The 12,137-nt window shown below is 36.5% G+C and carries 9 protein-coding genes and 1 pseudogene; 8 read left to right on the top strand and 2 right to left on the bottom strand.

The features are described 5' to 3' along the window. Positions 1–4 precede the first annotated feature (4 nt). A complete protein-coding gene (locus Q0Y52_RS09335; RefSeq protein WP_297820883.1) occupies positions 5–1,363 on the bottom strand; it encodes a hypothetical protein in 1,359 nt (452 codons plus the stop codon). A 188-nt stretch (positions 1,364–1,551) separates the two neighbouring features. Here Q0Y52_RS09335 and Q0Y52_RS09330 point away from each other — a divergent pair, with 188 nt between their 5' ends. Beyond that, the gene (locus tag Q0Y52_RS09330) at positions 1,552–2,004 is read left to right on the top strand and encodes a cytochrome C (RefSeq protein WP_297820881.1); all 453 of its coding nucleotides are present in this window, start codon (positions 1,552–1,554) and stop codon (positions 2,002–2,004) included. Between the two features lie 12 nt (positions 2,005–2,016). Here Q0Y52_RS09330 and Q0Y52_RS09325 read toward each other — a convergent pair whose 3' ends face one another. Then, positions 2,017–3,063 (bottom strand): metal-dependent hydrolase, encoded by a 1,047-nt coding sequence (locus Q0Y52_RS09325; RefSeq protein ID WP_297820879.1) that lies wholly within the window; start codon positions 3,061–3,063, stop codon positions 2,017–2,019. A gap of 1,081 nt (positions 3,064–4,144) precedes the next feature. On the opposite strand from Q0Y52_RS09325, the gene Q0Y52_RS09320 reads away from it, so the two are divergent. The 7 genes and pseudogenes from Q0Y52_RS09320 to Q0Y52_RS09290 all read left to right on the top strand — a co-directional run bounded on the left by Q0Y52_RS09320 (position 4,145) and on the right by Q0Y52_RS09290 (position 12,135). Continuing rightward, on the top strand, positions 4,145–4,615 hold the full coding sequence (locus Q0Y52_RS09320) for an FKBP-type peptidyl-prolyl cis-trans isomerase (RefSeq protein WP_297820877.1): 471 nt from the start codon (positions 4,145–4,147) through the stop codon (positions 4,613–4,615). Between the two features lie 464 nt (positions 4,616–5,079). Further along, complete coding sequence (locus Q0Y52_RS09315) at positions 5,080–6,084, top strand: YhdH/YhfP family quinone oxidoreductase (RefSeq protein WP_297820875.1); 1,005 nt, start codon at positions 5,080–5,082, stop codon at positions 6,082–6,084. Between the two features lie 201 nt (positions 6,085–6,285). After that, a pseudogene (locus Q0Y52_RS09310) lies at positions 6,286–7,443 on the top strand (IS3 family transposase). Between the two features lie 81 nt (positions 7,444–7,524). Continuing rightward, positions 7,525–8,811, top strand: a complete 1,287-nt coding sequence (locus Q0Y52_RS09305; RefSeq protein WP_297820873.1) for a hypothetical protein — start codon at positions 7,525–7,527, stop codon at positions 8,809–8,811. Beyond that, positions 8,811–9,974: a glycosyltransferase gene (locus tag Q0Y52_RS09300; protein ID WP_297820871.1), complete on the top strand. Its 1,164-nt coding sequence runs from the start codon at positions 8,811–8,813 to the stop codon at positions 9,972–9,974. The genes Q0Y52_RS09305 and Q0Y52_RS09300 overlap by 1 nt, the downstream gene beginning before the upstream one ends. A 98-nt stretch (positions 9,975–10,072) precedes the next feature. After that, positions 10,073–11,155 (top strand): hypothetical protein, encoded by a 1,083-nt coding sequence (locus Q0Y52_RS09295; RefSeq protein ID WP_297820869.1) that lies wholly within the window; start codon positions 10,073–10,075, stop codon positions 11,153–11,155. 140 nt (positions 11,156–11,295) lie between these two features. Then, on the top strand, positions 11,296–12,135 hold the full coding sequence (locus Q0Y52_RS09290) for a methyltransferase domain-containing protein (RefSeq protein WP_297820867.1): 840 nt from the start codon (positions 11,296–11,298) through the stop codon (positions 12,133–12,135). Positions 12,136–12,137 lie beyond the last annotated feature (2 nt).

Below are 12,137 nucleotides of genomic sequence, written 5' to 3'. Positions count from 1 at the left end.
GGTTTTATTCAGGCGCTGTCCCATAAACTACCAGCAGTATAAGCAGTAAACCCACCAGCGTAACCATTATTGTAGTGTCAAGAATGTCCATTGTGTGGTCATTTTCTAATAGTGACGCTAATGTATGTAAAGTAGGGAAAAGGAATATTAACAATAAAATATTGGGTAGCGAAAACAAAATAGGTAACTCAGGATGAGTTGGGTTAACAAATGCTTGGTAATAAGCGATGGCAAGAAAGGTAAAAGGTACAATCAGAAACATCAACTGTGCAATGCCACCAAAGGCATTTGCTAGGGCTATTCCGTATTCTTTTTTACGATGGGATGTCCATAATATTACATATTCACTCATGCCCGCAAAACCGGCAAGGATCATTGCCGCTACAATCCCGCTCAATCCCATATCTTGTATGGATAATGACGCAAAATCTGCAATACTTTCGCCTCCCAAAAATGCACTTAACACACCTATCGCTAGCAATAACATGATTTGGCCAAGACTGCTTCGCTCAACATTTTTGAAAGCCAGTTGCTGACGTTCAATCATTTCGTCTTCGGTTAACTTTAGTGTGGCCTGGACGTCATCTTCCTCTTTTCCAAGGTCTCTGAGCAACTTGTAGAGATACGCCACAAAAATAGCCAGCAGTAAAAATGTAATACCTCCCAAATCAATAGCGTCAAAAGCTTTTTTGGGGTGCCCGTTCGAAGATAAAATCAACATAACAATGCCTATAACCATCCCCAATGCCCCACCAGCAATCAACACTTGCGTACCAGCATCTGTAATGGGTTTAGGCATAAGGTATTTGCCCTTGTAGTCTTTTGGCAGGAAATAAGAATAAATACTAAATACCAAAGCATTGTTGTAGATAGTGATCATAGCAACAATGAAGGCCGTCAAAGGACTCACGGGTACCAGAAACCCAATAACCACCAGTTCAGGCAAAGTAGACAGGATCTCTGACACCGTCCCTGCGACATAGTGTGTCCATCCCATTCGTGCCGCAAAGCGTTCGGTGGCAGTCACTAAAACCTGGCAGGCCACCTGAATAATAATCAGTCCAGTCACAAGTGAAAATATGGCTTCAAGATAGTGAGGGAGACCAATCGGATAGACATCGAGAAGAAATAAGGCTATCCATAACAGATATCCCACAGCCATCCTCACGACCCAAGGTGGGATGTCATACTTGTGCAAATAAGCAGGTCGGCCTAGATGTAAGATGGATAACCTGTCGGGGTCTATGCCTGTTTTACGCAAATATTTGTGTAGTGCTGACGGAGCACCAGGTAAACCAGCGGTAACTTCAGGTCTTACCGATTTTCGACGTTCAGATTGGGAATGGGGGTTAGTGTGTTTCAAGATGACTCACCGTAAATCTAGCCTGAGGAAAGTAACTTAAAAAGGCAATGGTTGCTAACCTCAATAAGTCCTTATTCTATCGGGACTTGACGCGTATCAATAAGTCGCACATTAGACGCTTTATTAACGACAATATTCTCTTATCTTAAAAGGAATTATATTAGGCATGGTATAAACGCGACATAAATATGAATACGTTATTGTTATCTATTGTCTTAACCCTTGGTTTGCAAGCTTGTAAGCCTGGCCCCGAGTCTCCGATAGGCTTCAGTTTGCCCAAGGGAGATGCCGTTGCGGGTGAGAGGGTTTTTATGAAATATCAGTGCCTAGCCTGTCATAATCTTGAGGGATTTGCATACGATATGGTCAACAAAGAATTTGAACCCCCTGTACTATTGGGCGTTACCTCGATTCGGGTTACCACCTATGCTGATTTGGTAACCTCTGTCATTAACCCCTCACATAAGCTTGCCCGCAACTATCAACTTACACTAATCCAACAAGACGGGGTGTCAAAAATGCTGGTCTTTAATGATGTGATGACCGTCACTGAGTTGATCAATTTAGTCACATTTTTACAACCTAAATATAAGGTGCCTCATGACGAATATACCTATTATGGGCCTTATGAAATTGAGTAAATTAGTGAGCAATTAAGATTCACTGGTGACACACACTGCGTTTTTTTTATTGGAAGCCATTAAAACTGAAGCATCCCAAATTCTATCCCAAATACTGCCAAGCTGACTCAAATCAGGCCGATCACTCACCTTCTCGAAAGTGCCAGTAACAATCCCATTATTTGTTTGCTTGCCTACAAAAAAGTTAAAAACATAACTGCACTCTGCACCCATACGCAAATCAGATAACACAATATTCTGTTCATCCTGCTTAACCGAATAAAAACCTTTCGTGAACCATTGAAGTCTCTGCACGCCCCATTCATTTTGAATATTATCGAGTAGATAATCTGACGAATGATAAACATCTAAACTCACATCAGATACTGCATCAAAAATAGATACATAGCCCACATAATACTGTTCATCTGACATGATCAATATCCGCCAGAGCAAGGTGGATAAAGGTGCAGGCGTACTCAAATAATGATTAGCTTTAATCTGCCTATCGTTTAGGGCTATGGCGACTTTGTCGTCTATATAAACTTTTACTGCCAAAGACCAACATAGATAAAAGCTGCTAATTACTATCCCAAGCATATTCATTTTAAAGGCGCGTTTAGGTTTAATGTTAGGTAACAAGACAACAATAAAAGCGATCAATAAAGGCAAGGTATAAATAGGGTCAATAATAAACACATTAGATACAGCAAAGGGATACTCGGTGATAGGCCATAACAATTGTGTACCATAAACCGTGAAACTGTCTAAAATACCATGGGTAGATAAACACAGAAATATCATCCAAAACCAGTGTTTTTTATATTGTGTTGCCCCTTGATGACATATGGTTATGAACCATACAATCAATGGGCTGATCAACAAATGCACCAGTAAAGAATGGCTAAATCCTCGATGATAAGTGAAAGCTTCAACTTCACCTGCATAAGGCAAAAATACATCTAAGTCCGGCAAAGTACCCAGAATCGCGCCATAGATAGCCGCTTTGCGACCCACTTTGCGGCCTAGTACTGCATAACCAACCGCCCCTCCTAATACTGCTTGCGTTAATGAATCCATACTGCCCTTGTATACTTAACTATTCATGATTGGGTACGAGCTAACTCTCAAGTTTAGACCAGTTAAACCATACATTTCCTATATCATCATCCCAAATATATTCCGATGCTAATTTTGCATCATGATGACACTTCAGGTGCATTCTTGCCGAAATACACTCATTAGAATATCTCCTTTAAATATTTTATTTATCAAAATAATGAACTATATGTAATACCTAATGACTTAATATTACTGAAGATTGTATTGGCATGTTAAGTCTCAGCAATTAAGGAGTACAAGGTGAAAAATAAATATTTCATTAGATTTCGTGAATTTCTTAGGCTAACAGGCCATGCATTTAAAATAAATAAATCATCAATAGTGATCATAGATTGCCCCGATATTATTTTCATATTCGAGCAAGACTGTGTGGTAGTAAAACGCCCATTATTACCGCTTCGCAAGATCAGATATTCGCGCCTCAATTATGATCGTTTATTAAATCTGGGGATATCTCCCAATTAAATATACACGGTTACCTTAAATAGACCGGCAGTGAAGTTTTCCTCTATTAGATACATTATCCTGATGCTAATAATTGGGAAAATGAGTACTCTGCAGCAATCACTTATTTTTGTTCTAAAGTGTTAGCTATCGATTTATACATAAAACGCACTAACAAACAGCACCACAACACATCTCTCACACAATGATACAGGTATACATTGTGGGTGACCCATACTGGAACATTTTAGAAAAAAAGGTCTATAAACTAACGAACTAGCTTTAATCAAAATCCAGAAATAAAGTGGTTTACATACTCATTTCTTCGGCTATTTTTAAACATTCTGGGTGGGGTTATGATGTGTCGCCATTTCAGTTTTCACTCTAAATATGGCCCAATACGTTTACATTTTCGACTGGACTCTTTTTGAAATAATCAGTTGCGACTCTTAATATTACGAGGGTTTATTTCATGACAACCCTTAGTAATCATTTAAGAGCCAGCGTATTATTTGTTCTTAATTTGCTTACTATGCTCCCACTCAAAAAGAATCGAGTGTTAGAATACCCCTATAAGACATTAATAGGAAAACTCATGAAATTTATTATTTTAGTTGTTGCTATTGCATTGACGATTTTCTACTTCGCTAGAAACTCAATAAATAAAAAAGAAGCGGTTGAAAATATTGCGATAGGAAAGGATTTTTTAGCAAAAAATAAAACTATTGAAGGTGTGATTGAAACGGCTTCTGGTTTGCAATATCAAGTATTACAAAAGGGTGAAGGAAGTGAGCACCCAAGTGCGAGCACAAAGGTAAAGGTTCATTACCACGGTACGTTATTGGACGGCACTGTATTTGATAGCTCAGTAGAACGGGATGAACCTATCAATTTCCCTTTAAACCAAGTCATAAAGGGGTGGACCGAGGGGGTTCAATTAATGGTTGTTGGTGATAAATTTAAATTTTTTATTCCATCTGAATTAGGATATGGCAATAGAGCCACGGGGAAAATAACCTCAGGCTCTTTACTCATTTTTGAAGTAGCCCTTTTAGACATCCAATAATGAAGTAGATACCTGTCGATACGATGACTGATAGTCTGCTTAGTGCAAGTTAGATGAACAAATTGCGTTATGGCCACTTACAGATAATGATGTACATAACGAAAATACAGTTGCAGTGTCAGGTATCTCACTTGTGTTTCAAATGCATTTAGCCATCACGTATAACATAACTGACAGCTCGATTAATAAAACAGATCTGTTTTGCCTGCTGTTACGCACCCCAGAAAAAAGACTAAGATGGTGACCCAAATAACAAAGCTTAAACACCTTTCTAATCTTCTATCATGTTGTTGAATACCCAGTATTGCCATGGGTAATCAATCGAATAGCATTTTGAGCCCTTTCACTATGAGGTTTGCCGGCTTCAGCTGTTCAGTAAAAGTTCGCAGTCAACTATTCTAGCCGGAATGTTTCCTATTTGTTAAAGTGATATCCACACTAATCACCATGGATAACTTGCAACAATGTCTGAGCTAAATACTTTTAAAGCTTTGCTAGTAGAAGAAACGGATAATAAACAATTTACGTTGAATATAGTCAATCGCTCAGTGAGTGACTTACCAGAAAATGACTTACTCGTTAATGTTCACTATTCATCATTGAATTATAAGGATGCTTTATCTGCAAGCGGCAATAAACGGGTCAGCGCACACTTTCCACATACTCCTGGGATAGATGCTGCAGGCGTTGTTGTGCGCGATAAGTCAGGCACCTTTTCACCCGGAGATGAAGTCGTGATGTTTGGCTATGACTTGGGTATGAATACCCCCGGCGGATTAGGTCAGATGATTTCCATTCCCGCAAACTGGGCAGTTAAACGCCCAGATAATTTAACGTTAAAAGAAGCTATGAGTTACGGAACGGGGGGGTTAACGGCAGCTCTTTGTGTCCAAAAACTAGAAAAAATGGGTGCACGTCCTGAAGATGGACCCGTCGCGGTTACAGGATCGACTGGAGGGGTCGGCAGTATCAGTATCGCCCTGCTTAAGCAGTTAGGTTATAGCGTAGTAGCCTTTTCAGGTAAACCTGAACAAACTGCGCATTTAAAGTCTATTGGTGCCGATGAAGTATTACATCGTGATGTGCTCAATGAAGTAGCCAGTCTGCCAATGGGAAAAGAAAGATGGGCTCATGGAATAGACACCCTAGGCGGTGACTATCTAAGTAACTTATTAAAACAAATTAAATCAGGTGGCGGCGTATCAGCATGTGGACTGGCGTCTTCTGATTCATTTTCCTCTACTGTGTTTCCTTTTATCATAAGAGGTGTGTCGTTACTCGGTGTGGACTCGGTATACATCCCACTTAGTGATAAACAACGTATTTGGCAACGCGTCGCTAGCGATATGAAACTACCCAATTTACAAAATCTATGTGAAGAAATATCCTTAGAACAAACCCCAGAATATCTGAACCGCTTTATTCAAGCTAAGGTTGTGGGGCGTTATTTGGTTAATTTACACAGTTAAAATAGTAAAATATACGGTGCATTAACGAAGAGCATTCATTATTGGGGTCATCAACTATAGCGTTCTGACTCCAATAATCACCATTACCACTTTTGAGTTGTCACTGTGTCAAATTGTTACACTAACCGCTGTTGCTGTTGTAGTTTTAGTTGTAACCGGACACTTCAATAAAGGATTATAATCCTGTTAATTGAGGTGAATATGACTAAACGAACAAATAAACATTATCCCGAAGAATTTAAACAAGAAGCGGTCGCTCTGGTAATAGAGCAAGACTATCCAATCTTACAAGCTGCTGCATCTTTGGGTGTGACAGACAAACTACTTTACAACTGGGTAGCCAAGCATAAAAAAGAGGCACTAGGTGACGTGTTGTCTGGTGATGAACGGGCAGAGTTAATTCAGCTCAGGAAAGATAGTAAACGTCTACAAATGGAGCGTGAAATCCTAAAAAAGGCCAGTGCCTTCTTCGCGAAAGAAATGAAGTAAGATATTCTTTTATAAGTGAGCTTGATGCGAAGTATCCGGTGTCAGTTGCTTGTAAAGTGATGGAAGTGAGTTCGTCAGCATACTACGCATGGCTAAAAAAACCTGGTGAACTCATTAGCGCTCAAATGCTAAGACTGTATCGACGAGCCAAAGCATTATTCAAGGCAAGTCGAAACAGTTTAGGCAGCAGAGAGCTTGCTAAAGCACTACGCAAAGAAGGCTTTGAAATAACGCGGTATCGCGCCATTAAGTTAATGGAACGGCTTAAATTAGTTGTGACTCAGCGAATAGCTTATAAAGTGACAACCAAGCGCAAACACAGTGATGCTGTTGCTGACAACTTGCTAAATATGAATTTCAATCCTGTTGGACCCAATCAAATTTGGGCGGGTGATGTGTCCTATTTAAAGACTGGTGAGGGCTGGTTGTACTTAGCCATTGTCATGGATTTGTATTCACGCCGGATTGTAGGTTGGCATATATCAAAACGCATGACGCGTGATTTGGTCGAGCAAAGCACTGACAAAGGCTCATAATTTACGCAAGCCAGGCAAAGGTTTGGTGTTTCACAGTGACAGAGGCTCTCAGTACACGAGTAAAGGCTTTAGAAACCTACTGTCGCGATTAGGTTGTCGAGCTAGTATGGGTGACGTTGGAGCTTGCTGGGATAATGCTGTTGTAGAACGCTTCTTTGGAAGTTTAAAGTATGATTGGTTGTTTAAAGTACCGCAGCCCACTCGAACACATATGCGAGAAGATGTTGCTAGGTACATGAAATATTATAATGTTGAGCGACTGCATTCAGCCAATTTGGATCAATCGCCAATTGAATTTGAAAACTCCTTTAGGAAAGTGTCCGGTTGGAGTTGACCAGAACAGATAATTGATCTCTAAAGTCAGTCATATTATCATCATCATCATCATCATCATCATTAAAGAGAAGGGCGAGATTTGTATAAAATTGTATGGGAGGTTTTTGATTATGGAAAAAGATACGGAATAAAGAATCTTTTTTTTAAAATTTTAGAACAAATTTTTACTGAGCGAGTTCCCTCCGAACCATCTCCAGAACCCCCTATAAGCAATGTTATTTCTGATGTATTCAAGCAACGATTCCCGAACATAGAACCACTTCCTATATGTAGTTATTCGGATAGTTCAGCACAGATTAATTTGGTTACTGATAGTTTATTAGACGATAGCTTTTATGGAGGAGTTGCCACAGCTATTATTTTTGCAATATTACTTGCTAATAGCCAAGATAAAAAGCTTAGGATAATCACACGACACCAAAATGGCGGTAAAGATAACTTTAAAGCTTTATTAGATCGTGAAAATTTAAGATTAACTCAAAGTGTTGAATTTGTCTTTTGTGATTTAAATGACAACAACAAGTTCATTGATGCTTCTAATGAGGATCTTTTTATTACAACGTCTTGGTGGACAACTGCAAGTGTTAAAAAAAGCGTGCCGCATAATAAAATAATTTATATATTACAAGAAGATGAAAGAATGTTTTATCCTTTAGGTGATGAACATTTACTTTGTAGTGAAACGATTGCTTCACCTGAAATTAATTTATTAATAAACACTAAACTTCTTTATACACATTTAATTAATGACGGATTTGAAAATATCTTAACGAATGGATTATATTTTGAGCCATCTTTTAACAAAAGTTTATATATTAAAAGAGAAAATGACATTCAAAAAACAAAACAACGTTTATTTTTTTATGCCAGGCCGAATCATGCGAGAAATTTGTTCTTTAGAGGGATGGAAGTATTAGATAAAGCGTTACAGTTAGGAATTATTGATTTAGAGTTATGGGAAATATATTTTTTAGGAACGACTTCAGATGAAATACAATTTTCGAATGGTTATATCCCAAAAACACTACCTAATCTAGCTTGGAAAGATTATGTAGAATTCTTAAAAACAATCGATTTAGGATTATCATTAATGTATACCCCTCACCCTAGTTATCCTCCACTTGATTTATCGACCACAGGAAGCGTAGTCGTCACAAATAAATTTAAGAACAAAAATAGCTTAGAAAATTATAGTAAAAATATCTTAGTATCTGATTTAGATGTTCAATCATTAGTTAGCTCATTAGAAAAAGGTATAGCACTTTCATTAAATGAAGAACAAAGACAGCATAATTATATAAATAATAATATTAAGAGTGATTGGAATCATTCTTTTGAGTCTGCCATTAAAAAGTATCAAAGTTAATGTTCTATATTAATACTCTCCCAGCAGAATATATCGAGCCTTGGGCTGTCTCCTTAGAAAATAGATTAAATTCATTATATTCCTCAGACCGAAGAATCGCCTATTTTTATGAGAAACCTGATTGTAGCACCTTTAGATATCGTGTTTATAATATGATTCAAACAATACAAGACATGGATGGAATATCTGCCACCTATTTTTGTTTAGAAGAAATAAATTATTTACATAGTATTTTAGATTCTATTAACGTACTCGTTATTTGTAGAGCTAGGTATACTATTTCTTTAAATAGTTTAATTGCTCGAGCTAAAAACAAAGGGGTGAAAGTCCTTTTTGATCTAGATGACTTAGTGTTTAATACACAAAAAATAGATTTAATTCTACATACTTTAGACCAGGACTTTAATCAAGAAGGTGTCTGGGATCATTGGTTTGCGTATATAGGGAGAATAGGAGCCTTATTGAAATTGTGTGATGGTTGTATTACGACTAATACATATTTAGGTGACCAAGTTAAAGAATATCATGATATTAAAACCATGACGATTCCAAACTTTTTAAACCAAGAACAATTAGCTATTTCCAATAAAATTTTAAAAGAAAAATTAGAAAGTCATTTTCAAAGAACTGATACTATTTATATTGGTTACTTCAGTGGAACACCAACCCACAATAAAGACTTTGCTATAGTAGTAGAATCTTTAATCAAGTTATTAGAACAAGATAAACGTATAAGATTGTTGATAGTTGGGTATTTAGAATTACCAGATTCAATAAAAAAATTTGATGATAGGATAGAAGTTTATCCTTTACACGACTTTGTAAATTTACAGAGATTAATGAGCTTAGTGGAAATAAATATAGTCCCTTTGCAAAATAATAAGTTTACAAATTGTAAATCTGAACTGAAATTTTTTGAGGCATCAATTGTTGGAACTCTAACAATAGCTTCGCCCACATTTACATATAAGTCGGCAATAAATAATGCAAAAAATGGCTTTATATCTAATGATTATGAATGGAGTGAGGTATTAAGCAAAGCAATGGACACATTAGAAAATGGAGAGTATGAACAAATGATTAGAAAAGCTCACTCAGATACATTAAATAAATATGCTTGGTACAATCAAAAGAACTTATTGAAAGAATTAATGGATTTTTGAATTGAAATTTTCATTTTTCGCTTTAAATTACGGCTTACAAATATTTTATTTGGGCATTCAACAAAGAACATTTTTCTAAAAATATGTAAAATATAATAATGAACCCCAATCTTTTTTACTATCATAATCTTTTGCCTGATACGCCTTGGAAAACTGTAGAAGCGATGACAAACTTTGATGACCAAGCTTTAATTGAACGTATCATCAAAGCGTATCAAAGTAGTATTAATGATATCAGCGATCTTGGTGGTCCAATTTGGACGAGCATATCGGAAAAGTCAAAAGATATTCATGAATTACTTTTAGCTGGTGATGTTAATAAAGTGGCAGATGTTCTACGTTACCCTGCTAACTCTAATTTACTTTATGGATTTGAGAATGTTTTTCAAGAGTATGCTCAACAAGCTCGAGAGAATCCTAAGATAGGTGAGCTTCAGGCCCGTTGGGCTCATGATAATCTAGTCCGTGTTGCGGAAACAATTGGAGCAATTCGAACTTACCTACCAGAAGTTGATTTTCAAGAAAAAAATTGGGCACCAGATAATCTATTAGAAAGTATTGAGGAATGTATTGGTTTTAAGTTAAATTTTCCAAATATTATTCCAGAACAAAATGGCATTAAAAGTTGCAGAGGAGTGATCAATCATCGTGCTGTGCAAGCTTTCTATCAGGCATGGAGAATTCACCAGCTTCAATCTTTTGTCAATAAAGACAGGGTATTAGAAATTGGGGCAGGTTTAGGTCGTACAGCATGGTTTGCAAGTCTGTTTGGTATTACAGATTATACAATTATCGACTTACCAATGGCTAATGTTGCACAAGCATATTTTCTCGGTCGTACATTAGGTCCTGAAAAAATATTACTTCATGGTGAGTATGATGATGCAAGCTCTCGAATACGCATTGAAAATACTTCTTGGTTTCACACAGTAAATAATCACTATGACATTGCTCTGAATAATGATTCGATGGTGGAAATAGGCATTGAAGCTGTTGATGAGTATTGGAAACAACTAGTTAATAGAGTTGACATCTTTGTCTCTATGAATCATGAAGCTCAAGAGTTTCGTGTTGCCGACATACCAAGTCGAATTGGAGTCCCATGTAAAAAAATTAGATCTTTTCACCCTATCAGAAAAGGCTATATTGAAGAAATATTTTTCTTAGGAAAGCAGTTTTGATAGCTATTTTAGATATAGGTTTAATCAACACTGTGTATACCATTTTTAGACATGTTTTGTAATATTTTACGAATAAGAAAATAATATTATTATTCTTACAATGCTACAAAAAAGTCGTCATCGACGTGAGGTCAGTGAGTATGAGTAGAGAGAAATATTTAAAATCATTATTTGATACTGATGGTGTTGGCTTAGAAATTGGGCCCAGCCATAATCCATTGCTACCTAAAAAACAAGGTTATAATGTTGAAATTCTGGATCATTTATGTCAAAAGTCGTTAATAAATAAATACCAAAATGCCACTGGTGTTAATTTGTCAAATATTGAAATCGTTGATTATGTTCTGGAAGAAAAGTCATTATATGAAACTATCCAAAAAGATGGATATTATGATTTTATTGTCGCTTCACATGTCATAGAGCATACATACGATATGATTGGTTTTTTGAATGACTGCTCAAAACTAATGAAAAATTCTGGGAAGTTAGTATTGGCCGTACCAGATAAACGATTTTCTTTTGACGTGTTAAGGTCACTTTCTTCCACTGGTGATTTTATTCAAGCAAGTATTGAAAAGAGACAGTGCCATTCCATTGGTAATATTTTTGATGAACTCATGTATAACTCACTTAGAGACGAAGCAATAGGTTGGTTACCTTCAGATCAAGGGGAGTTAACTTTCTTTAATTCTATGGATAAAGCTAAAAATATATTTGATAATTTAATAGAAAATAATAAGTCCATAGATATACACGCTTGGCAATTTACACCATCAAGTTTTCGCTTAATTATAAATGATTTACATCAGAATAATTTTATCCAACTATCAGAACAAAAATTTCATGATGTTCAAGGTGAGTTTTATATGGTTTTGGAAAAAAAAGATTCTAAATTAACCATACCAAGAATCACTTTAGCTAAAAAAATAATAGAAGAGCAATATGAAATTCATGTCAATACTGAAGAGAGCTCTTTATAATA

It is taken from the genome of uncultured Paraglaciecola sp., assembly GCF_943787955.1.
In the GTDB taxonomy this organism is placed as follows: Bacteria; Pseudomonadota; Gammaproteobacteria; order Enterobacterales; family Alteromonadaceae; genus Paraglaciecola.
This window is presented reverse-complemented; position numbering and strand designations above follow the sequence as displayed.